Origin of the sequence: Fluviicola chungangensis (genome assembly GCF_007558725.1) — a bacterium.
Classification (GTDB): Bacteria; Bacteroidota; Bacteroidia; order Flavobacteriales_D; family Crocinitomicaceae; genus Fluviicola; species Fluviicola chungangensis.
The window spans coordinates 722268-743761 of sequence record NZ_VLPL01000001.1 but is presented as its reverse complement, the minus strand read 5'-3'; the positions used below and the strand labels follow the sequence as shown (position 1 = coordinate 743761).

General features: G+C 40.9%; 24 protein-coding genes. 17 read left to right on the top strand and 7 right to left on the bottom strand.

Annotation, left to right across the window (positions count from 1 at the left end; translation table 11 throughout):
- The first annotated feature begins 139 nt into the window (after positions 1 to 139).
- The 16 genes from FO442_RS03565 (at position 140) to FO442_RS03490 (ending at position 13616) form a co-directional block, all read left to right on the top strand.
- Complete coding sequence (locus FO442_RS03565; protein ID WP_144331765.1) at positions 140 to 1144, top strand: DHH family phosphoesterase; 1005 nt, start codon at positions 140 to 142, stop codon at positions 1142 to 1144.
- Positions 1141 to 1653 carry an FKBP-type peptidyl-prolyl cis-trans isomerase gene (locus FO442_RS03560; RefSeq protein WP_144331764.1) on the top strand — a complete coding sequence of 171 codons (513 nt, stop codon included), beginning with the start codon at positions 1141 to 1143 and terminating at the stop codon, positions 1651 to 1653. Before FO442_RS03565 ends, FO442_RS03560 begins: the two co-directional genes overlap by 4 nt.
- Entirely contained in the window at positions 1650 to 2528 is an 879-nt protein-coding gene (locus FO442_RS03555) for an FKBP-type peptidyl-prolyl cis-trans isomerase (RefSeq protein ID WP_144331763.1), read from the top strand. Before FO442_RS03560 ends, FO442_RS03555 begins: the two co-directional genes overlap by 4 nt.
- A gap of 185 nt (positions 2529 to 2713) precedes the next feature.
- Positions 2714 to 3664: a M23 family metallopeptidase gene (locus FO442_RS03550; protein WP_144331762.1), complete on the top strand. Its 951-nt coding sequence runs from the start codon at positions 2714 to 2716 to the stop codon at positions 3662 to 3664.
- An 84-nt stretch (positions 3665 to 3748) separates the two neighbouring features.
- The gene (locus FO442_RS03545; RefSeq protein WP_144331761.1) at positions 3749 to 4564 is read left to right on the top strand and encodes a patatin-like phospholipase domain-containing protein; all 816 of its coding nucleotides are present in this window, start codon (positions 3749 to 3751) and stop codon (positions 4562 to 4564) included.
- Positions 4565 to 4776: 212 nt separating this feature from the next.
- Positions 4777 to 5571: an outer membrane protein assembly factor BamD gene (locus FO442_RS03540; protein ID WP_144331760.1), complete on the top strand. Its 795-nt coding sequence runs from the start codon at positions 4777 to 4779 to the stop codon at positions 5569 to 5571.
- 13 nt (positions 5572 to 5584) lie between these two features.
- Positions 5585 to 5902, top strand: a complete 318-nt coding sequence (locus FO442_RS03535; RefSeq protein ID WP_144331759.1) for a DNA-directed RNA polymerase subunit omega — start codon at positions 5585 to 5587, stop codon at positions 5900 to 5902.
- A gap of 9 nt (positions 5903 to 5911) precedes the next feature.
- Positions 5912 to 7126, top strand: coding sequence for a bifunctional phosphopantothenoylcysteine decarboxylase/phosphopantothenate--cysteine ligase CoaBC (coaBC, locus tag FO442_RS03530; protein ID WP_144331758.1), 1215 nt, complete (start codon positions 5912 to 5914; stop codon positions 7124 to 7126).
- Complete coding sequence (gene porD, locus FO442_RS03525) at positions 7119 to 8018, top strand: type IX secretion system protein PorD (RefSeq protein WP_144331757.1); 900 nt, start codon at positions 7119 to 7121, stop codon at positions 8016 to 8018. The genes coaBC and porD overlap by 8 nt, the downstream gene beginning before the upstream one ends.
- Positions 8018 to 9670 (top strand): DNA repair protein RecN, encoded by a 1653-nt coding sequence (gene recN / locus FO442_RS03520; protein ID WP_144331756.1) that lies wholly within the window; start codon positions 8018 to 8020, stop codon positions 9668 to 9670. The genes porD and recN overlap by 1 nt, the downstream gene beginning before the upstream one ends.
- Positions 9671 to 9820: 150 nt before the next feature.
- Positions 9821 to 10186 carry a DUF4377 domain-containing protein gene (locus FO442_RS03515; protein ID WP_144331755.1) on the top strand — a complete coding sequence of 122 codons (366 nt, stop codon included), beginning with the start codon at positions 9821 to 9823 and terminating at the stop codon, positions 10184 to 10186.
- Between the two features lie 28 nt (positions 10187 to 10214).
- Positions 10215 to 10610, top strand: coding sequence for a DUF423 domain-containing protein (locus FO442_RS03510; protein WP_144331754.1), 396 nt, complete (start codon positions 10215 to 10217; stop codon positions 10608 to 10610).
- Positions 10610 to 11383: an MBL fold metallo-hydrolase gene (locus FO442_RS03505; protein ID WP_144331753.1), complete on the top strand. Its 774-nt coding sequence runs from the start codon at positions 10610 to 10612 to the stop codon at positions 11381 to 11383. The genes FO442_RS03510 and FO442_RS03505 overlap by 1 nt, the downstream gene beginning before the upstream one ends.
- 123 nt (positions 11384 to 11506) lie before the next feature.
- Positions 11507 to 12316: an enoyl-ACP reductase FabI gene (locus FO442_RS03500; protein ID WP_144331752.1), complete on the top strand. Its 810-nt coding sequence runs from the start codon at positions 11507 to 11509 to the stop codon at positions 12314 to 12316.
- Between the two features lie 128 nt (positions 12317 to 12444).
- Positions 12445 to 13074, top strand: a complete 630-nt coding sequence (locus tag FO442_RS03495) for a porin family protein (protein WP_144331751.1) — start codon at positions 12445 to 12447, stop codon at positions 13072 to 13074.
- The gene (locus tag FO442_RS03490) at positions 13053 to 13616 is read left to right on the top strand and encodes a hypothetical protein (RefSeq protein WP_144331750.1); all 564 of its coding nucleotides are present in this window, start codon (positions 13053 to 13055) and stop codon (positions 13614 to 13616) included. The genes FO442_RS03495 and FO442_RS03490 overlap by 22 nt, the downstream gene beginning before the upstream one ends.
- Before the next feature lie 84 nt (positions 13617 to 13700).
- Here FO442_RS03490 and FO442_RS03485 read toward each other — a convergent pair whose 3' ends face one another.
- A complete protein-coding gene (locus FO442_RS03485; RefSeq protein ID WP_144331749.1) occupies positions 13701 to 14618 on the bottom strand; it encodes a hypothetical protein in 918 nt (305 codons plus the stop codon).
- 84 nt (positions 14619 to 14702) lie between these two features.
- Here FO442_RS03485 and FO442_RS03480 point away from each other — a divergent pair, with 84 nt between their 5' ends.
- Positions 14703 to 15674, top strand: a complete 972-nt coding sequence (locus tag FO442_RS03480; protein WP_144331748.1) for a hypothetical protein — start codon at positions 14703 to 14705, stop codon at positions 15672 to 15674.
- Position 15675: 1 nt separating this feature from the next.
- Here FO442_RS03480 and FO442_RS03475 read toward each other — a convergent pair whose 3' ends face one another.
- From FO442_RS03475 to FO442_RS03450, 6 genes are all read right to left on the bottom strand, one after another.
- Positions 15676 to 16443, bottom strand: a complete 768-nt coding sequence (locus FO442_RS03475; protein WP_144331747.1) for a YdcF family protein — start codon at positions 16441 to 16443, stop codon at positions 15676 to 15678.
- 84 nt (positions 16444 to 16527) lie between these two features.
- Positions 16528 to 18477 (bottom strand): T9SS type B sorting domain-containing protein, encoded by a 1950-nt coding sequence (locus FO442_RS03470; protein ID WP_144331746.1) that lies wholly within the window; start codon positions 18475 to 18477, stop codon positions 16528 to 16530.
- An 11-nt stretch (positions 18478 to 18488) separates the two neighbouring features.
- On the bottom strand, positions 18489 to 18950 hold the full coding sequence (locus FO442_RS03465) for a hypothetical protein (RefSeq protein WP_144331745.1): 462 nt from the start codon (positions 18948 to 18950) through the stop codon (positions 18489 to 18491).
- 178 nt (positions 18951 to 19128) lie between these two features.
- Entirely contained in the window at positions 19129 to 20049 is a 921-nt protein-coding gene (locus tag FO442_RS03460; RefSeq protein ID WP_186279864.1) for a TIGR01777 family oxidoreductase, read from the bottom strand.
- 11 nt (positions 20050 to 20060) lie between these two features.
- Positions 20061 to 20888 carry a hypothetical protein gene (locus tag FO442_RS03455; RefSeq protein WP_144331743.1) on the bottom strand — a complete coding sequence of 276 codons (828 nt, stop codon included), beginning with the start codon at positions 20886 to 20888 and terminating at the stop codon, positions 20061 to 20063.
- 78 nt (positions 20889 to 20966) lie between these two features.
- Positions 20967 to 21464 carry a GbsR/MarR family transcriptional regulator gene (locus FO442_RS03450; RefSeq protein ID WP_144331742.1) on the bottom strand — a complete coding sequence of 166 codons (498 nt, stop codon included), beginning with the start codon at positions 21462 to 21464 and terminating at the stop codon, positions 20967 to 20969.
- Between the last annotated feature and the right edge of the window lie 30 nt (positions 21465 to 21494).

Here is a 21494-nt window from a genome sequence, read left to right as displayed (position 1 = left end):
TTAAAAAAATAAAATGATCAGTAGGGGCGCGATTAATCGCGCCCCTACTGATTTTGTGTCGGTACTATTCACAATCAATAATGCATAATTTCCGGTACGTAATTCGCAATTCGGAAGGAACAATGCGTAATTTTGGAATATGGATTCATCGCAAAAAATTAAGGAGTTTGTTGATCAGGCTCAATCAATTGTTATTACATCACATAAATCCCCCGACGGAGATTCCATTGGAAGTTCCCTGGCTTTATATCACCTATTGAAGAAGTGGGGAAAAAATGTACAAGTGGTCCATCCCGATCCTGCTCCCGAATTTTTACATTGGGTTCCGGGACAACTGCAAATCATTGATTTTGAAAGAAAAGCGGAACAAGCCATTTCCGTAATTCAAACCGCGGACCTTATTTTTTGTCTTGATTACAATGAACCGTCTCGTGTGGGAGACCAAATGCAACCGTATTTGCTTGCTTCGGGTGCAGCAAAAGTGATGATAGACCACCATTTGCATCCGACAGATTTTTGTCAGGTAATCATTTCTGAGACAGCTGCCTGTTCTACCTGTGAATTGGTATACAAATGGCTAAGTGATATTCAGCGTTTGGATGATTTGGATGAAACTTCAGGCACGTGTATTTATTTGGGGATCATGACCGATACAGGATCATTCAGGTTTCCCTCGGTAACTGCTTCGACGCACGAAATCATTGCGGATTTGATCCGGAGAGGAGTAAAACATTACCTGATCCATGAGGCGGTTTACGATACCAACACGGTTGACCGGATCAAATTGAGAGGGTTTGCCTTGTCTGAAAAATTGGTTTGTCTGAATGACATACATGTAGCCTATGCATCCCTTTCCGAAGAAGAATTGAAGAGGTACAATTACCAAAAAGGAGATACGGAGGGCTTGGTCAATCAGATCCTGGGGATTCAGGGAATCAAAATGGCGGTATTGTTCGTTGAGAAAGATGGTAAAGTGAAAATTTCTTTCAGAGCGAAGGGAGATTATTTTGTGAATCTATTGGCTAAAACTCATTTTGAAGGAGGTGGACATGCCTATGCTTCCGGGGGAATTTCATCTGAAAGTTTGGAGAAAACAGTCGGAAAATTTGTAACATTTGTAAAAGATTTCATTCCTAAAACATGATGAAAAAAGAAGTTCTTTTCTGCTTGCTAATCTGCTGTTCCTGTACGGAAGAGCAAGAGCAGCCGAAACCTGTTCAGTGGAATATGGAAAAATCGACGAAAATGAATAAGGAATTGGCTATTGAAGAAAGTATCAATATCGATTTGTATTTTGCCCAACATGAAAATTGGGAAGTAAAACAAACAGGTACAGGCTTGCGTTATGTGATTTTGAAAAAGACCGACGGAGCCATTCCGAAACCCGGGATGGATGCCAAAACCCAATATAAAATAAGTCTTCTTGATGGTACCGAAGTATATAAAACAGCCGACGATGAGGTTGACATCTTCCGCATCGATAAAAGTGAAATGGAATCGGGAATTCACGAAGGAATTAAATTGATGCGGGTCGGAGAAAAAGCAAAATTGGTCTTTCCCAGCCATTTGGCCCATGGATTGGTCGGAGACCTGCAGAAAATACCACCGCTTTCACCTTTGGTTGTCGACATTGAATTAATTGGAATAGAATGAAGTATTTAAGCTATATAGCAATCGGTCTGTTAATTACTGCCTGTACTACAGGAGTGGAAAAGGTGGATGATAAGAAAGAAGCACCTTCTACCCGCAGCACCGGAGACGGATTATCCGAAGCAGAAAAACAGATCGAACCGAAGCAAACGATCGTTGATAAGAAAAGTTTTCCCAACGGGATCAGGATCCAATGGTTTGAAAAAAACGATGGAGCACCGATTCGGGATGGGGCTGTTTATGAGATCAATTTCAAAACAAAGTTGGAGAATGGTGAGATCGTTGACGGAAATTACAAACTGCAAAGGGATATGCTTCCTTTTTTGGTAGGATATGGAATGCAGACACCGGGTTTTGATATGGCGATAAAAGAATTAAAAGTAGGTGACTTTGTGGAAATCTTTATTCCCGGCAAATTGGCCCGTGGCAAAAAAGGAATTCCCGGAATTATTCCACCCAATGCACCTAATATCGTTATGCTTCGAATCGGCAAAGAAATTAAACCGACAAAAGTAATTGATGGGGTGAAAGTATGGAAATTGGAAGAAAATCCGGAAATGACCGATGCGGTTGTCGGAGAAAACTCCAATGTGGCAATTCATTATTTTGTAGGAACGAAATCAAATCCGCGTTACGATAATTCGTACCAAAGAAATACACCGTTTGCTTTCGGAATGAACGATCATTCACTCATTCCCGGGTTGAGAAAAGCGATGCTGAACAACAAAATGTATGACAAACTCTACATTCTGGTTCCGGCAAAAGAAGCCTATGGAGCAAGAGGTTATGTCGATCTGGTGAAACCGAATGAAGATTTGTTTTACGACGTGATCATTATGGATGTGGATGGAAAATCCGTACAAAAAAATCAAAAATAAAATGCAATCCGGTAGGGATTAATCGCGACTGATCCCTACTCGGGAATTTTTTCAAAACGCGATTTTCAATGATCAAAATGGAGTTATGAACTTGTAAATGTTGGAATTAACGTTTTTTCGCAAGTAAAAATTGGCTTTTTTTTGTTAGTTTTGCCACACCCAGAACATACCAATGCTTTTAAATTATGAACAAGTTTCTTTATTTCCTCTTCTTCTTTATTTCATTTTCGGGATTCGCTCAAGCTCCGATCGATACCGTAGACACTGAAAAAGGTAAAATGGTCATTTACTCCAATCGAACATGGAAATTCCTGTTGGATGAAGAGTTTGACGGGATCATGAATGAAGCATTGTTCAATATTATTCAGGCAGATACGAATCTGAATTTGGTTCAAACCTGGAACAACGATGTTTGTTTTTCTTCCGACAGACCGGATATGTCCCGATTGAACGATACTATTTGGTTGTGCTTGGTAGATGATTTGCACAATGAGTTTGTTGCTCCTGTTCCGGGAATTGTAACCTCCCGTTACGGATACAGAAAAGGACGATACCACAACGGAATTGATTTGAACCTGCGAACAGGTGATACGGTTAAAGCAGCTTTTTCGGGTCGTGTAAGATATGCTAAATGGAATGACGGAGGATTCGGTAATCTGGTAATTATTCGTCATCACAATGGATTGGAAACGTTTTATGCACACCTTTCAAAGCATTTGGTAGCGCCGGACCAGGAAGTGAAAGCAGGAGAGCCGATCGGATTGGGTGGGAATACCGGACGTTCATTCGGGGCACACCTGCATTTTGAAGTGCGTTTTTACGACGCGCCGATGAACCCGGAAGAAGTCATTGATTTTGAAAAGAAGGAGCTGAAAGACGAGAATCTCCTGGTTCAAAAGCGTTTATTCCGACCGGGAGCAAGACCAAGTGATGAAGAGATTTCAGGCGAGTCCATTGCAGCTGTTCAGGCAAGAACAGAGGCAGCCGCTACCAGAAAATACTATAAGATCAGACCGGGAGACACCTTATCTCAAATTGCTGCCAAAAGCAATACAACCGTATCCAGGCTGTGTAAACTGAATGGGATCAGACCTACAACGCTTCTCCAGGTTGGTCGACAATTACGCGTAAGATAAAGACGAATCCCCCGGATTAGTCGTTCAACTAAGATTTACTGTTAAAAATTTGCGTGGTAATAGCGGTTTGCTTAAATTGCTCTTATGTCGTGCAACTATAGAATCGTTTTAGTAACAGACGGGGGCTCAGATGCCTTGCTTGTTCCGATAGTCGGTTTAAGTGCATTATCACGTCGTATTCACGCGGTCGATATCGACAAATCTCTTTATAACTGGATTGATTTATTAGTAGCTTCAGGAGATAGTGTTTTACTGGCTAGTTTGCTGGCTAAACAGGAAATTTCACTGATTGAGGAGTTGGGGGCGCTGGAGAAATTGTTGCGTTACCAAAACAACGGCTACAGCAAAGAAATGGTTTCCCGTCTTTTTGATGAAGATGATACCTTGTTTGCATTGAGAAAGCATTTCCTGTTTATGACCTATGATGTAGATTCGGATGAATTGTTCCAGTTTTCCGACAGCAGGCCTACGCAACAGTCTATCAAACTGGATTCGGTATTGAAGGCGTGTATGGGAAACCCGAATGAACAGCAATTCATCAAATTGGGTTACAGAAGATTAATGAATGCCAGTCAGTTTGCCCCGAATCCGATTTTGCAAGCGATGCATTATGCCGATTGTTTGTACCAGGATGATTCAGTGGTTATTGTGAGTATCGGCTCAGGAAAGCACAAAGATGCGGATCTGGAACAACAATTCTCCGAGCAGGCGCAAATACAGTTTGAAGAGGAACTGAGGCAACATAAGAAATGGCACTATTTCAGATTCGATCCTGAATTTGAACGTGATGATACCATGGAGATGAAGATTGAAAAAACGCGCAATTATTTTGAAGACGAAGCTCCGAATATGGACCGTCTGTTGCGACTGATGGAAATCAAGTCGGGGAAATTGGTTTAAATGTTCAAATATACTTTTAAACAAAATTGAATAGACTTTGATCCTTATTTAATTGATGATTTATGTTTTCAATTAGTACATTCTCCATTTTCAATTCATTGAACTTTTTTGAACCTTTTGAACATCTTTGAATCTTACAAATCTTGTTAACATTTCAGAAACAATATTCCCTGTAAGTTTGCCGTTAGGTGATTTCTCCTATTTTTGTCGTCATGAAATGGATTTTCTTACTTCTTACCATCATAACACTTGGCAGCTGCAATTCGTATAACCGTATTTTGAAATCGGACGATTACGAAGCCAAATTCAATGAAGCGAACCGCCTGTACGATTCTGAAAAGTATGAGAGATGTGTGGCTTTATACGAACAGGTTTATCAAAGAAGTCCGCGTTCTCCGCAGGGCGAGGTTGCATTTTACCGCTTGGGGAAAGCGTGTTTTGCGGTTGAAGACTGGTATTTGGCTAGCTATTACCTGGCAGCTTTCCAAACCAAATTTCCCTATTCTCCGAAAGTAGAAGAAACGACGTTCCTGGCCGCGGTATGCGCCGTTCAAAACAGTCCGGAAGTTTCCCTGGATCAGCACGAAACAGAAGTAGCTCTGAATGAACTGCAGAATTTCGTCACGCGTTTCCCGAATTCGGAACTGCTGGATACCTGCAATGCTATTATGGATAAGCTGCGTTACAAATTGGAAACGAAAGACATGATGACCGTAAGGTTGTATTCCAAAACGGAAAATTACCGTGCCGCAGTAGTAAGCGGAGAACAGTTCCTGGATAATTATCCGCGCTCCGTATACCGGGAAGAAGCATGGGCAATTTTAATGAGGAATTCCTACTATTTGGCAAATAACAGTGTGGATTCAAAAATTGAAGAGCGGATAGAAAAAACAAAAGAACGATTCACTATTTTTCTTGTAGAATTCCCAAATTCGAACTATCTTCGCGAATTCGAAGGGTATATAGAGAAATTGAAAAAGATCGATATACCCGTATCTAACAAGTAAATAAATAGAAGAAATGAGCTTCAAAAACAACAATGCTGAGCGTTCAACTGTAACGCGTGATACAATAGATTTAGAGCAAACAACAGGTAATATCTATGAATCAATTGTAGTATTGTCTAAAAGGGCAAATCAAATTAGCTCTTCAATGAAAGAAGAATTGACTGCTAAATTGCAGGAATTTGCTTCATCAACAGATAATTTGGAAGAGATTTTCGAAAACCGTGAGCAAATTGAAATTTCCCGCTTTTATGAAAAACTTCCGAAACCGGTTGCAGTTGCAATTGAAGAGTTGAAAGAAGGACAAATTTATACCAGAAAAACGCAAGAGTAATTTAAACTCATGATGTCTTTAGAAGGGAAAAAGATTCTGGTTGGTATCACTGGCGGAATCGCAGCTTATAAAATTGCATCCTTCGTAAGATTATTAAAAAAACAAGGGGCAGAGGTCAGATGTATGATGACTCCTGCCTCTTCTGATTTTATAACACCACTCACACTCTCTACCTTATCGGAATCTCCCGTCGGAATCGAATTTTACAATCCCAAAACAGGGGAATGGACAAACCATGTCGAATGGGCATTATGGGCAGATGTCATGATTTTCGCACCTGTTACGGCAAATTCACTGGCAAAAATGGCTCATGGTTTCTCTGATAATTTTTTGATGGCAACCTATCTGAGTGCGAAATGTCCTGTTTTTATTGCTCCGGCAATGGACCTGGATATGTATCAGCATCAAACCATAAAAGATAATCTGGCTCGCCTGGAATCATTCGGTTACACCATCATTCCTGCCGAAAGCGGTTTCCTGGCAAGTGGTTTGACAGGGCAGGGTAGAATGGCCGAGCCGGAAGTGCTGCTGCAATACCTTCAGGACCATTTTTATGCAGATCCCCGTTTTTCAGACAAACAATTTTTGGTGACTGCCGGACCGACTTATGAGGCTATTGATCCGGTTCGTTTTATTGGAAATCATTCTTCAGGTAAAATGGGATTTGCATTAGCTGAAGCGATTACTTCGCTTGGAGGAAAAGTGGTATTGATCAGTGGACCGAGCAGTCTGCAGGTGAAACACAAAAACATTGAATTGATTCGGGTGACTTCTGCGCTGGAAATGCTGGATGCGGTGCAGCAAAAATGGGGGCAAACAGATTTAGGGATTTTTGCTGCGGCAGTGGCGGATTATCGTCCAGCTGTTGCGGAAAATCAGAAGATCAAAAAGACCGCAGATGAACTCGAGATCCGCCTGGAGAAAAATCCGGATATTTTATCGTGGGCTGCTTCAAACAGGCCTGCCGGAGCGAATCAAAAAGTAGTCGGTTTTGCGCTGGAAACTCAAAACGGACTGGAATACGCTAAAGGAAAGCTCGAGAAAAAGAAGCTGGATGCGATCGTATTGAATGAAATGGGGGATCCCGGAGTAGGTTTTGGTACCGATACGAATTCCGTTAAATTACTCTTTAAAAGCAATAAAATGCGTAGCTTTGAGTTACAATCAAAGCAAGAATTAGCTTTCTCTTTGTTGAATGAATTGATGAATAATCTATATGAATAAAATTCTGACCCTTGTCTTTTTGACGCTTATTGTAAGAGGATATTCCCAGGAATTGAATTGCCAGGTTTCGCTGATTACCAATATCAAAACCGAAGTAACGTCGGCAGAAAAAGAATTGTTCGAACAATTGAAACAGGTGATCACGGATTTGATGAACAATACCAAATGGACGGAAGAAAAGTTCAAAGTGGAGGAACGTATCAATTGTCAGCTGCAGTTGCAGATCAATACTATCAATGCCGGAGAATTTACCGGGTCCATCCAGGTGCAGTCCAGCAGACCCGTTTACAATGGTTCTTATAACACGACCTTATTTAATTTCCAGGATGACAACCTGGATTTCACTTACACAAGAAGCAGCCAGGTGATTTATTCCAAGAACCAGTTCCGGGACAATTTGTCTTCTATCCTGGCATTCTATGCTTACTATATCATCGCCCTGGATTTTGATTCGTTTTCCAAACAAGGCGGGACAAAGTATTTCCAGGAAGCACAACAGATCGTTACAAATGCACAAACTGCTACCGGAAAAGGTTGGAAATCAAACGAGCAGGGAAAGAAGAACCGTTACTGGTTGGTAGAAAATGCATTGCAGCAACTATTTGAACCTCTGAGAGAGTGTTATTATGAATACCACCGCTTGGGAATGGATCATATGTACGACAAGCCGGATGAGGCGAAAAAGGCTATTTACACCGCTTTGGATAAATTGTCTAAAGTTTCGGCTGCCCGGCCCAATACGATTAACATCATCAATTTCGCGTATTGTAAATTGAATGAATTGAAAAATTTGTATTCGACTGCAAAACCGGAAGAAAAAACACAGATCGTTGCGGTGTTAAAGAAAATAGATCCTACCAATTCGACCAAATACGAAGAAATTCTGAACTAATGCTGCATTCTCTTTCTGTTCAAAATTTTGCTTTAATTGAACATGTTTCCCTTCAGTTTTACGATGGGTTGCACGTCATTACAGGTGAAACTGGGTCCGGAAAATCGATTCTATTGGGTGCGTTGAACTTAATCCTCGGAGAACGCTCCGACTTTTCCGTAATCCGTAATCCTGAAAAGAAAACCATAGTCGAAGCAGTATTCCATTTGAATGAAAGTTTTAAGGACTGGTTCTTACAGGAAGATATTGATTGGGAATCGGAAACAGTGATCAGGAGAGAGATTACCAGCCAGGGAAAATCCCGTTCGTTTATTAACGATACTCCTGTTCAATTAAATCAATTGAAAGAACTGACGGAGCAATTGGTTTATATTCACTCGCAACACGAAACACTGGAAATAAAAAAAACGAAATTTCAGTTTGATCTGCTGGATTCTTATGCCGATAGCCTCGATTTGGCACAACAGGTCGCGGTTTTACATAGCCGGATCAATCGGTTAAAAGCGGAGAAAGTCCAATTGGAAACTTCCAGGTCCGGTCAGTTGCAGGAACTGGATTACATCCGTTTTCAGTTGAATGAAATTCAGCAACTGAATTTGGACCAGGTAGATTATGCTGCATTGGAGAACGATTTCAATAAATTGTCTCAATTAGACGATTTGAAAGAGGCATATTCGGCGATCATAAATGCCATGGACCAGGAAAGCGGCGCAACAGATCTGATTCGAAGATTGAAAGCGCACATTGATAAATGGAAGCATGCAGATTCCGATCTGAATGCAATTTCTGTTCGGTTACAGGATGTTATTGCAGAATTGGAAGACATTTCCAGGGATTCGGACAGGCAATTGAACCAACTGGAAGGAGATCCCGAAGCCTTGTTCCGCCTGACAGAATCCCTCGACGAATACAACAAGATCTTAAAAAAGCATCACTTTTCTTCGCAGGAGGAATTGAGCGCTTATCTCGATACGCTGGAAAGTAAACTGGTCGAATCGGATTCTTCCGATGAGCGGATTGCCGAGTTGACAAAGGAGATTGAAGAGAAAGGAAAGGAATTGCTTCAGCGATCGGAAGAATTATTTGAGAAACGGTCCAAAGTAATTCCGAAACTGGAAACGTATTTATTGGAATTACTTACCGAAATGAAAATGGAGCATTCCCGGTTCCGGATTCTGCTCACCCGGTCTGAAAAATTGGATTCCAACGGGGGAATGGGCATACAGATTCTTTTTTCAGCCAATAAAGGATTGGATTTGAAACCGATCGAAAAAGCGGCGAGCGGAGGAGAATTGTCGCGTGTTATGTTAGCTATTCAGTTAATCATGAGCGAGAAAAAATCCCTTCCGACCCTGATCCTGGATGAAATTGATACCGGTGTTTCCGGTGAGGTAGCCTTGAGAATGGGAAAATTACTCAAACAAATGGGGAAACACATCCAGGTTTTTGCAATTACACATTTACCACAGGTCGCAGCAAAAGGAGATTACCATTTCGAGGTTTCCAAATCCCACGCAAACAGTCAGACCATTTCGGAAATCCACCTGTTGGACGATACGGAACGCATTGAAGTGCTGGCCAAACTGATCTCGGGTGAACAAGTAACAGATTTGGCACGTTCTTCCGCAATCCAATTAATTGAATCCCGATAGCTAGCGTGAATAATAATGCAAAATTTGAAAGCAGAATGTGCGAAGCTATTTCATTTCTGCACTCTAATTTTTCAATTTAAGTGAATTCTCTAACAAATAAACAACCCTACCACTTTCTTTCCGTATCTTTATTAAATAAATACACGAATTATGTTTAAGGTACTTTTGATAACCCTTTCGCTTGCTACTATCAGTTTTACTTCAAAAGCGTTGAACCATGATCCGCAGTTGATTCATTCGGATGCGGGAGAAGTCATCAAAATGCGTGTACAAGGTCATCGCGTAGAGTGTCAGCAGAATACCGATGTAGTGAAGTGGTGTTATTCCGTGCAAAAAGGTGCGAGTATCGGTATGGAAACCTGGGAAGTACTTCAGCAGCCGATTGAAGGATTTACCTTTGAAGAAGGTTATACCTATGATTTGATTGTCAGAATCGACATGCAGCAAGGTAAGACCGGTTCCGAAAGGTTCAAATACACATTGGTAGAAATAATTTCAAAGATCAAAGAGTCCTGATTGTCTTTTTTCTCCTATCTTTAAATCTATGGAGAAAAAATGGGTAATAACAGGTCTTATTCTGATCATCATTGCAATCATTTTTGGAGCTTTCGGAGCTCATGGGTTGAAAAAAATAACCTCGGACGAAGCTATTTTGACAGCTTTTGATACTGCAACAAAGTATCAGTTTTTCCAGGGATTGGGGTTTTTAGCCGTCCCGTTCATAACAACTCGGTTCTCGATTAATGGAAAGGCTGTTTTTTATTTATTGTTGCTTGGAACGATTTTCTTTTCCGGAAGTATTTATGGACTGACATATTCCAAAGTTCACGCCGGAGGTGTATTGTCAAAAGCGTTTGGTCCGGTAACTCCGATTGGCGGATTGCTGCTGATCATCGGATGGACAGTTCTCTTAATCCAAGTAATCCGCTCGCGTAATTAATGAAGTTTTCAGCAACGATATTAGGCTCCGGCACCTCTCAGGGAATTCCTGTGATTGCATGCAGTTGTCACGTTTGTACTTCCAGTGATCCGAAAGATGACCGCCTGCGTTGTTCCGTTCTCCTGGAAATTGAAGGAAAAAACTATGTAATTGATGCGGGACCTGATTTCAGGCAGCAAATGCTCCGGTTTCAGGTAAAAAGTCTCGAGGCCGTGCTATTCACACATGAGCACAAAGATCACATGGCGGGTTTGGATGATGTGAGAGCATTTAATTTCATTGAAAAACGGGATATGGATATTTATTGTTCGAAAGCCGTTGAAACGGCATTGCGACGTGAATATCATTACGCATTCGAAGATGAGAAATACCCCGGGATTCCTCAGTTGAATATCATAAACATTGAAAATAAACCATTCGAGCTGTCGGGTAAAATTCCGGTTGTTCCGGTAGAAGTCATGCACTATGTGATGCCCGTTTTAGGCTTTCGAATAGCTGATTTTGCTTATATAACCGATGCGAAAACAGTTGCTCCTGCCGAAATTGAAAAGTTGAAAGGAGTAAAAATATTGATCGTGAATGCGTTGAGAAAAGAGCCGCATATCTCTCATTTCAACCTGAAAGAAGCGCTGGATTTTATTCACCGGGTGAAACCTGAAAAAGCATACCTGACACACATTTCGCATCTTTTCGGTACACATGAAGAAATTGAACGGGAATTGCCTCCGAATGTATTTGCTGCCTATGACGGACTGAAATTTGAATTTGTCTGAGCTTCCTTCAAGAACATCAGAAAGGGGGAATCTTTTGGAATTCGGTTTAATTCGGATGATAGCCCGAAATATTCCTTGTAAGCTTGAAATTAAATTCTAAATTTGTCCCCAAATCAAACAATTATGTCAAAATTATTGGAAGGAAAACGTGGGATCATTACCGGAGCATTGGATCAAAATTCAATTGCCTGGAAAGTTGCTGAAAAAGCACATGAACACGGCGCGACTTTTGTTTTAACAAATGCTCCAATTGCAATGCGAATGGGAGAAATTAATGAATTGGCTGCAAAGACAAATTCAACGATTATTCCTGCTGATGCAACAAATACAGATGATTTAAAAAAGCTTTTCACTGACGCTCAGGAAATTTTAGGTGGTAAGATTGATTTCGTACTGCACTCGATCGGTATGAGTGTGAACATTCGTAAAAATATCCCGTATCAGGATTTGAATTATGACTTTTTCCAAAAAGGGATTGATGTTTCTGCATTGTCTTTACATAAAATGCTTTCTGTAGCAAAGAATATGGATGCAATCAATGAATGGGGGAGTGTAGTTGCATTGACTTACGCGGCTGCTCAAAGAACTTACCCGTTCTATACAGATATGGCTGACATCAAAGCGATGTTGGAATCAATCGCAAGAAGTTTTGGTTATCATTATGGATTGGAGAAGAAAGTGCGTATCAATACGGTTTCCCAGTCTCCGACTAAAACAACTGCCGGTTCTGGAATTAAAGGATTCGGAGATTTCTACGATTATGCGGATGCGATTGCACCATTGGGAAATGCAAGTGCTGAAGATTGCGCGAATTACTGTATTTCATTGTTCTCAGATTTGACCAGAATGGTGACCATGCAGAATTTATTCCACGATGGTGGTTATTCCACAACAGGAGTAAGCGACACAATCCTGAAGAAGTTGGGAATTTGATTCTCTGAGATTAAAAATATTGAACGAAAACCTGTGGGGACGTGATGTATCACGTCCCCACATAGTTTATACTAATTACTACTTTAGTAACGTTATTAAAAAAAGACATTACTTCAATAAACGAACCTATGAAAAAGAGATGCATCTTCCTGTTTGTGATCCTCTCGTGTCATGCATTTGCTCAGGACCTGACTATAAAAGGTGGAAGAGGAGGGATTCTTTCCTTCGGACAGCGAACAACACTGAGTACTTTTAACGGAGATCATGAGCGTCCGGCTGTTGGTTTGGGAGGACAAATGAGACTTCAATTGTCAGATCGTGTAAATACCGAATGGTTCATGGACTACTTGCCGGTAACCAATCAATACACTCGAAGAAATGATTTGCACATTGGCTGGAGCGTGATGTTTTACGTCCTGAGCAATCCCACACCGAAAGTACAACCCTATATTGTTGCCGGACATTGTTTTGATCGTACTTTGCAAACCGAATTGGCCGACAGAAGCAATAAGATAGAACGTTGGAGCAGTGCGGTACAAGGCGGATTGGGCCTTCATTTCAATTTGACACAGCGATTCGATATTTCACTTTCCAGCCAATACATGATCCATTTGGGAACAGATATCCATTCGCATATGGAAGAAAACGGAAGAGTTGAATTCGAAAAGCATAAAGGAGGCTCTCTGGAAGGACATTTGCTGACTTCATTGACGTTAAACTATAAATTAGGCGACCTATGGAAATCAAAAAGAAAATAAGCATCCTGTTTTTTTGTTTCTTAACCGGTATAAACTTCACAGGCGCACAGATCCTTGCGGATGGCGACCGGGCCGGATTACTGCAAACAACGGGAAGCATTTATCCTTCACAGCAATTGAATTCAAAAGGCTTGAATTTGTACGTCGGTGGATACATGAACTATCATTTTGACGACAAATACAGTTTTAGAGGAGACATCTATCAGTTTATAGGTGCTCAGTCAAAACCGGGCTATATTAATGACCATCTGCAGGTCCAAGCTGGATTTATGCGTTATTTTCCGTACAAGCGTTTAGATCCGTTTGTAGGCTTGCAGGTAGGCTTTTCTGCCATTCAAACCAATGAAAGAAGTGAACGCATTTATAATTCCGCTTTTGCGGTTAAAGCAGGGGTGAACTATCATGTTTATAAATTCTTCTATTTTTTCCTGGAATGTCAGTACATTCATCAGACAGATCCTTGGCACGCAAGACCGCTCGACCAGTTTATGGGTACGGGAGGATTGGGTTTTCAACTACCCTGCAAAAACGTCAGACAGTAGCTAAAAGAGTTGTTATAGATGAGTTCAATAGTTCAATATAGATTTACTTAAACAACTTGAACCCGTTAAACTTTTTTTGATCATTTAACCTCCCCAATTGCAATTGGATTCAGGGTCTGAGCAGTTAAACTGTAAGGCAGGTTCTTCCTGATCCCTTTCAATGGATTGCTTGAGAAGCAGGATGCGGTGAGCTTCCGGATAGGATACTATTTTTGTTTTTAGAATGCGGTTTATTTCGGCAAGAACTACCGATTTTGGGAACATGTAAATGGGGTGTTCCATATCGCGGATTACACGTCCGCGAAGGGTCAGCAGATCTTTTTTGAACAAATCGCTTTTTTGAATGACCAGGAACGATCCGCTGAGAAATTTGTAATTGTTACTGTCTCCGAGGAGTGAACCGCCTCCGTAATCCCAGGTACGTTCGAAAAAATTGAGCCAGCCTGGCTCGTGTCTTCCCTGTTCACCTTCAGCCAGGATTTTTAACGCCATAAAATCGTCATCGGCTTCCCCTTTGGTGTATTGAGCCAGCTTCTGAAGGTCCAGGAAGTTGTAGTCCAGGACGAATTCAGTGCATTCTGCTTCACAGGAAGACCGGAGTGCAAATGATTTATTGATGAAACTCAAGGCTTCCATTCCGGAATAGCCATCGGGAAATTTGGTTGAAACAGCTTTTTCAATGTCAGCAAAAATTTTCTTGCCATTGTGATATACCCGGGCAAAATCCTTATCTGTGTGAACAAATGAAAGCGAATCGAGGTAAGAGATCATGGATTCAACCGTTTTTTTCGGAAGAAGCTTATTCAGTTTCCCGATTTGGTCAGGTGTTAGCTTACGTACAACCGGATTTCGCTGAGGGACCGTGTCAGCTGGCTGTTCTTCGGTTTGGACTGCCGCAACTTCATTTGCCGGTTTGCTTTTGTCAGAGGCTTCTTTTTTCGAACCTTCGGAACAAGCTGTTGTCAGCAGGCAGATTGAGAAGCAGAATACTAGTTGTTTCATTGGATAAGCGATAAACATCAATCTAAATTACATTATTTTTAAGTTTGGGATCATAAAATAACCCTTCATTCGTTAGAATAGAAAATGAAAAGATTGACAAATCACTTTAAAACAGTATTTCCGCTACTTCTGTGTTTACTTTTTGTCTTACCTGCTAAAGCGGCTTCGGTTTCATCTGAGAGCCCTCATTATTTTATTATTGATTCCTGGGTGAGCGGGTTTATTGCCGGTTTGACGAAAACCAAGGAAAAAAGATGGAAGGCAGCCTGGAAAAGAGCGAATTTGAGTGCAAAGAATGATGCACGGATTTGGGGCGGTCTATTTGTTTCCGACACCAATTCCAGTTCGGGTAAGCGATTTCTGGAAGTTACTTCGAGATGGACGTACCAGGGGCCGCAAACAGGAATAGGATTTTTTATGGCACATTTCTATAATACGGTTCTTTGTAAAGTAAATACGGTCAGTTATCCGAATGGAAGTACTTTGCTAAATATGAATGTGGGTTGGACGGGGATTTGTTTCGGGAATTATATTCTGGCGAAAAAGAATTGTACTCCCAGTCCCGATAATCGCATTTTTCAGCACGAATACGGACATTACCTTCAAAGCAAGCGCATGGGATTTGCTTATCTGATCCGCGTTGGGCTTCCTGCCATTATGAGCAAAGGAGACCACGATGCGCATCCGGTGGAAGTAGATTGTAACCGCGAAGGTTTTCTATATTTTAATCGGATCAATCCGGCATTTCAAAACGATTCCGCATACTATGACAAAAAAGGATGGGATTTTTTATACAATCCATTTCCGGATTCGATCGGTGTGAAAAAGATCAGCGGTAAAAATACATTCCAATACCTGAACTTCCGTGATTCACTTGACAGGCAACGAATTGAATCGCTGAAGGTAAAGGCCAAATGGTACGATTATGCGGGGTGGCTGGTATTTCCTTCTCCCGCAATTATCGGAGTGTGTAATGCAGCCAAATACAATAAGGTGCAATTGAAACAGAGGGAAATGCTGAATGCCCTGGATTCGACACCGACAATTCCCAGGTAGATCAGATCTTCCCGGTTATATCGTAAGCAAGATAACCGAACATTTCTTTCAATAAACCATGCCAGTCGTTCATTGTGCTTACATCAGGAATAAGCATTTCATCGAAGGAATAAGCGCGTTTGGGGCCGGTATACAGATCGGTTGAGTAGGGATCACATTGAACACCGACTTTACTGAAACAGGCCTTTGCACGACGCATGTGTTTTCCCGAAGTGACTAAAAGGATTGCTTTTGAATTCGGGAATGAACGGTCCAGTATTTTTTTCGATTCAACTGCGTTTTCGTAAGTGTTCTTTGATTTTGTTTCGGTCATGATGACATGTTCAGGAATTCCCCAATGCACCAGTACCTCTTTTAGTTGAGAAGCCTCATGCAGCCCTTTGTCAATAAGATAACCATGGTCTCCGGTAATGAGAATGCGGTCGATCTTCCCGGATTTATAAAGTGAAATGGTTTGCCAAATCCGATCAATTCCCCTTCTTGCACTGAGCACTTTCAGGTCGTTATTGTATTCTGCCATTCCTGTTAAGACAACGGCAACATCATAATGTTTAATAGATGCAGGAGGAGTACCGAATACTTCCCATTGCCTGCAAACCTCCTTAAAGACAAATGTATTGCTGAAAAAAAGTGCAATAAAAACAGCACTGTATTTTGCTCTTTTTACCCTGACGGGTTTTTTGGAGAAGAAGGAAAAATACAAAGCGATCAGTAACCAGGTATAAGGGCTGATAGTAAAGAGCAATATTTTTGAAAGAATAAAAAACATCGTTTTGGATATGAATTCGGATAATCAAAAATATGAAAAAAGCCCCGACATACATGCCGGGGCTTTCCAAACAAATTGTTTTTATTAGCGAATCAAATGGACAAAGGTTTGTCCTTCGATGACTTTATCTCCTTTCACACTTGTAATTTTATAAGTCACGAAATACACACCGTCAGCTGAAAGTGCCCCGTCTACTTTTCCGTCCCATTTCGGATTCAAACCTGAACCCTGGAAGATCGGATTCCCCCAACGATTGACAACTTGGAAATCAACGTTTGAGTAGTTTGTTACTACAAACTCAAAGAAGTCATTGTCTCCGTCTCCGTTTGGAGTAAAGATATTCGGAACAGTAAAGATCGGTTCAGGGTAGCTACATGATCCATCATTTGCAACAGCAGTCGGATCGTAGTTAACAGCTAACGGATCAGTACATCCGCAAGTTTGAACTGAAACGCTTACATAAGCGGTATCCGAGCAGTTACTGGCATCATAAGCAACCAACATAATGTCTGCATTACCTGAATAAGTATGGTATTGATCGTTCATGTCGTTTACATTGATCACAGTACCGTCACCGAAATCCCACAGGTAATGTGTTGCATTCTGGCTGTTGTTCGAGAAAGTCACGTTAAATGGTACACAACCTGCTAACGGATCAGCATCGATAATGGCAACAGGAGGGTTCTTAATTTCAACCTGAACACTGTCTGAATCCGTACACACATCATCGGTAACCGTGAAATAATACCATCCCGGAGAGCGGTTTGTCCAAACAGTCGAATTAATAAAGCTTGGATTTGTTGCCCCCGGACCATGCCAGTTATACACCGGTTGATTCACAACAGCTGTAAGTCCTGAAACGTAAGCTACAACAGCCCCATCGTTAATACATGCGCTGGCATTATAAGCAACGAGTGAGTCAATGTTGAGTTTCTTATTGACGACAAGTATCACACTGTCGTTCCTGAAAAAGCCACATCCATCGGTTATCGTGACATGGTAGGTAATCGAATCGTGCTCGGCACCACCGGTCGACAGAGTCTGCGGATTATTCGTACTTGGAATATCTGTCCAGTTTACCGTATAGGGAGGAATTGACCCCGAAATATTTGTTACTGCAACTGATGGATTGGTAGTTGGACAGTAAGAATAAGCATAATCCTGAAGGTTGTAAGTTAAATTGTCATCGTATACCTGAATGGTAATAGGAGATGAGCTACACTGATATACTCCAAGACTATCGTATACATCGATGATGAATGTGGAATCAGCCGTAGGATATAAAGTTTGTGTTGAACCTGTAAGTCCGTTGCTCCAAACAAGGTCTGCAGCAGCAGCACAGTTACCACCCATTGCATTAATGATAATGTTATCTAATCCCCAGTTATCACAACAAGAACTGGATGAGTTTAACTGGATCCATCTGAACTGTGTGTTTGTAGTTACAGCACCGGAAGGTAAAGGAACGTTGAACGTATTCCAGGTTGTAAATGGTGTGTTACCGGTAACTCCGGGAGTTGTTGACGTGGTAATTGTAGGCAAAATTTGTCCGTCCGGCTGGTAGTAATTGATGGTAATCCATGTTACCCCGCCATCCGTACTGTATTGCAATGCAACTCCTTCATTTGCCTGATCCGGACCTTCGCAAGGAACCGCACCTCCCTGGATGGAGTAAATCATTTCAAAAGTGATAAAACCACCACAGCTCACGTCTAATGAAGCCGTAGTAATGTTCGGGAATCCGGATGTTCCGGAAGTTCCTGCCCAATAATAGGGTGTATTGTCCAAACTTGGCAAGCAAGGGGATGAGAAAGCTGTTGTACCGCTACTTGACCATCCGGAAGGAAAGGTTGCACTGTTGAAATCAAATGCCTGGTTACCATTTAATAATGATGCACTGGCAACGATTGTTACCGGTGATCCCGGACAGATGGTCGTATCGTAAGGTGAAACGTTGATGGTACAAAAGTTACCTTGACCATAACTGAAAGCCGAAGAAAACCCGACTAAAACAAAGGATAAAATCTTTTTCATAGTCTGTAGTTTTAATTAATGATTAAGTTACCAATCATCAGATATTCAGGAATCCAACCATTGTTCAGGTTTGCATTCAAAAGCAATACCGATAACGGCGTGTTTCCGTCAGTATATTTTCCTTCAATGCTTTTATTTGGAGCTATTGTAACCAGTTGTCTTGCTTCCGAATTAGGATTGCAGTTATTACATCCCAAATTGTAATGCACTTCCAGGTTATACAAAAGCTTCACTTCTTTATTGGTTGTGTTTTCCAGCTTAACAACTGCATAGCTTACAGGTTTTCTACCGTCATTTGTTTCAATAACTTCTTGTTTTGCGTAGAATTTAATTCCTTTGGCTTCTTTAAACAAAACCCAATCAGATTTAATCGATTCTACTGGAAGCTTTTCCTGGGAGAATGCAGTACTCATACAAAACATTATCCCAACAAAAAACAGGGTCAGTTTACCTAAAACATTCTTTTTACTCATAATCTCAATTTTGATTCGTTGCTTTTAAAACGAAATAACTAATTCAATCGTTGCGTGAAGGTATGCATAATTTGAAAAAATGATTGTTTTAACAAAGTGTTTCTGTTAAAATATCATGAATTTGATTCAAGCTGTTAGATGTCTAAAAAAATCTATTGAAATAACACGTGTTTAAGCATTAATGATTTAGATCATCCAGACAGGATTGAATAGTGGGAAACCTGAACAGAAATCCCTGATCAATGAAATTCTGTGGGAAAACATACCTGCTTTTTAAGATCAACTCAGTTTCTGTCCCAATGAGAAGTGCTCCGGTTTTTAACATCCAATGCGTTTGATTGATAAAATAGGGGATATGAAGACTTTTGCGCAACTCTTTTTGAAAAAGCTCATTCCGGACCGGATTGGGAGATCCGATATTGTAAATGGACGAACTTGAAGTACTTTCGGAGACAAAAAAGAGTGCTCTGCAAAAATCGTGAATATGGATCCAGCTGATCAGTTGGTTTCCTTTTCCCATTTTTCCTCCCAAACCCAACCGGGCGAGTTTTTTTAATACCGGATAAACACCACCGTTTTTGCCCAGAACAATGGTGGACCGCAAAAGAATTTGTTTGGTAGGAAGATCTCTGAATGCAAAAAAAGCTTTTTCCCAGGCTCTGCAAACATGGACGGAGAACCCTTTTCCGATCAGACCCGTCTCTTCGGTGTTGGGGCGTTCCAGCGAATGCTCGTAAATTGTCGCACTGGCTATATTGATCCAACAGATTGGTTTCTGCTTACAATCCTGGATTGCTTCCCCGATAATCCGTGTGCTGTCCAGCCTGGAAGCAAAAATTTCTGCTTTGTTTTTTTTCGTATAGCGACAATTGACTGATTTTCCGGCAAGATTGATTACAAGATCAGCGCCTTCAAGTTCTTTTGTCCAGGGACCGCATGTTTTCCCGTCCCATCGAACCTGTTTATATCCTTCGGGTAATTGAGGTATTGGTTTTCGGGAAACAGCAATGATTTGATAGTCTTTTTGATTCGTTTTTGTATAATCAATAATAGATTCTCCGATAAATCCATTGGCAGCAAAGAGGATGATTTTTTTCATGATATGAAGCGTTAAAGTTGGAAAACGAGCGGATAAATACAAACTCTGAAAAGGATCCAGCTGATGCTTAATGTCCGGGTCCATCCTTTCAGTGCAACACGCCTCTTATGTTCAAAGAACATGAATGCAAGGGTAATTCCGTAACAGGCAACAGCGAGGAAATGGGTTTCAATTCCGAAGAGATTTACGAATTGGATTCCTATTCCGAAAAAAAGCAGCAGCAGAGCGCCTAAAAAAGAAACAAAGACCAAGTGTCCGATGTAATCATAACTGTTTTTTTGATGGAGAAGAAGAAAGGCCAGCCATTGGAACCCGATTTGTGCTGCAAGCAGGATTAGATCGTTTGGTGCTGTATTGGTCAGGTGCCCATTGAGGAATTGATGGAAATACCAGTTAACAATTATATAAGTGATAAAACTCATCAGCAGAATAAAGTTGGTTCTCCATAAAATGGATCTGGGAGGTTCACAATTACATTCAAATTCACTTTTTCTCATGACGGGAGCAAATATTCTCCGGTTATAACTAAAAAGCAGGTAAAGAACTTTTAAGAATAAGTTAATGGGTTTGAAATTCCCCAAAACTTTTATAATCCGTGAATGATGACCAAGGAGCATGAGTAATCCGTCTATCCCGTAACGGATTTCATGACTTTGGTGATTTACACAGGCAATTTTTGTTTGAGCGATGTCTGTGTTTACTTCTCCGGGGTGCTGTAAGATATACTCTACGTAAGGAATTCTGCCATTTTCATCCAGGAGTTTGTATTTTACGAAGATGCGGGTATACCAGCGGCAGAGTGGGCAATCTTCGTCGTAAAGAAGAGAGATGTTTTCCATGATGTTTTTATTTATTGTTAATTCAAAAGTTTCAATATATTTTGAAAATTTGATTCAAAAAAAAGGAATTGGCTCCTTCTATTTGAATAAATTCAATATTTTTCCAAAGAACACGTGTTCGTCTGCTTTCATTAAAGTACCCGACAATGAATCCAGTCTGCTGACCAAACGTTCAATGTTCTCAATGGTTGCAACGAAAGAAATTGATTCGTAGGATTGTTCCACTTTTTTGAGTTCTGCCAGATGTTGCTGCAGAGGTTCCAACTCTCTTCGTTTGCGTTCTTTTACAATGCGCTTTGCAACTTCCCACATATCTTTTTCTGCACGGAAGTATTCCTTTCGGTCACCGGCAATACTTTCCTTGTAAATTAAATTCCAGTTTGTCAGTTCGCGAATATTCATATTGGCATTTCCTCTCGAAATAGATAACCGTTCCATAATGTCTTCCGTACAAAGCGGACTGTCACTCACGATTAGCAGTGCATGGACCTGCGCCATGGAACGGTTGATCCCCCATTGTGTCCCAAAATTTCCCCAGGTTTGAATGAATTGCTGTTTGGCTTGCTCTAATTCCATGAATCAAATATATACAATATTTTCAATAAT

Excerpts from the sequence above, each read along its gene's own strand:
- FO442_RS03565 (WP_144331765.1), top strand. The coding sequence starts at position 140 with ATGGATTCATCGCAAAAAATTAAGGAGTTTGTTGATCAGGCTCAATCA.
- FO442_RS03560 (WP_144331764.1), top strand. The coding sequence starts at position 1,141 with ATGATGAAAAAAGAAGTTCTTTTCTGCTTGCTAATCTGCTGTTCCTGT.
- FO442_RS03555 (WP_144331763.1), top strand. The coding sequence starts at position 1,650 with ATGAAGTATTTAAGCTATATAGCAATCGGTCTGTTAATTACTGCCTGT.
- FO442_RS03550 (WP_144331762.1), top strand. The coding sequence starts at position 2,714 with ATGAACAAGTTTCTTTATTTCCTCTTCTTCTTTATTTCATTTTCGGGA.
- FO442_RS03545 (WP_144331761.1), top strand. The coding sequence starts at position 3,749 with ATGTCGTGCAACTATAGAATCGTTTTAGTAACAGACGGGGGCTCAGAT.
- FO442_RS03540 (WP_144331760.1), top strand. The coding sequence starts at position 4,777 with ATGAAATGGATTTTCTTACTTCTTACCATCATAACACTTGGCAGCTGC.
- FO442_RS03535 (WP_144331759.1), top strand. The coding sequence starts at position 5,585 with ATGAGCTTCAAAAACAACAATGCTGAGCGTTCAACTGTAACGCGTGAT.
- coaBC (WP_144331758.1), top strand. The coding sequence starts at position 5,912 with ATGATGTCTTTAGAAGGGAAAAAGATTCTGGTTGGTATCACTGGCGGA.
- porD (WP_144331757.1), top strand. The coding sequence starts at position 7,119 with ATGAATAAAATTCTGACCCTTGTCTTTTTGACGCTTATTGTAAGAGGA.
- recN (WP_144331756.1), top strand. The coding sequence starts at position 8,018 with ATGCTGCATTCTCTTTCTGTTCAAAATTTTGCTTTAATTGAACATGTT.
- FO442_RS03515 (WP_144331755.1), top strand. The coding sequence starts at position 9,821 with ATGTTTAAGGTACTTTTGATAACCCTTTCGCTTGCTACTATCAGTTTT.
- FO442_RS03510 (WP_144331754.1), top strand. The coding sequence starts at position 10,215 with ATGGAGAAAAAATGGGTAATAACAGGTCTTATTCTGATCATCATTGCA.
- FO442_RS03505 (WP_144331753.1), top strand. The coding sequence starts at position 10,610 with ATGAAGTTTTCAGCAACGATATTAGGCTCCGGCACCTCTCAGGGAATT.
- FO442_RS03500 (WP_144331752.1), top strand. The coding sequence starts at position 11,507 with ATGTCAAAATTATTGGAAGGAAAACGTGGGATCATTACCGGAGCATTG.
- FO442_RS03495 (WP_144331751.1), top strand. The coding sequence starts at position 12,445 with ATGAAAAAGAGATGCATCTTCCTGTTTGTGATCCTCTCGTGTCATGCA.
- FO442_RS03490 (WP_144331750.1), top strand. The coding sequence starts at position 13,053 with ATGGAAATCAAAAAGAAAATAAGCATCCTGTTTTTTTGTTTCTTAACC.
- FO442_RS03485 (WP_144331749.1), bottom strand. The coding sequence starts at position 14,618 with ATGAAACAACTAGTATTCTGCTTCTCAATCTGCCTGCTGACAACAGCT.
- FO442_RS03480 (WP_144331748.1), top strand. The coding sequence starts at position 14,703 with ATGAAAAGATTGACAAATCACTTTAAAACAGTATTTCCGCTACTTCTG.
- FO442_RS03475 (WP_144331747.1), bottom strand. The coding sequence starts at position 16,443 with ATGTTTTTTATTCTTTCAAAAATATTGCTCTTTACTATCAGCCCTTAT.
- FO442_RS03470 (WP_144331746.1), bottom strand. The coding sequence starts at position 18,477 with ATGAAAAAGATTTTATCCTTTGTTTTAGTCGGGTTTTCTTCGGCTTTC.
- FO442_RS03465 (WP_144331745.1), bottom strand. The coding sequence starts at position 18,950 with ATGAGTAAAAAGAATGTTTTAGGTAAACTGACCCTGTTTTTTGTTGGG.
- FO442_RS03460 (WP_186279864.1), bottom strand. The coding sequence starts at position 20,049 with ATGAAAAAAATCATCCTCTTTGCTGCCAATGGATTTATCGGAGAATCT.
- FO442_RS03455 (WP_144331743.1), bottom strand. The coding sequence starts at position 20,888 with ATGGAAAACATCTCTCTTCTTTACGACGAAGATTGCCCACTCTGCCGC.
- FO442_RS03450 (WP_144331742.1), bottom strand. The coding sequence starts at position 21,464 with ATGGAATTAGAGCAAGCCAAACAGCAATTCATTCAAACCTGGGGAAAT.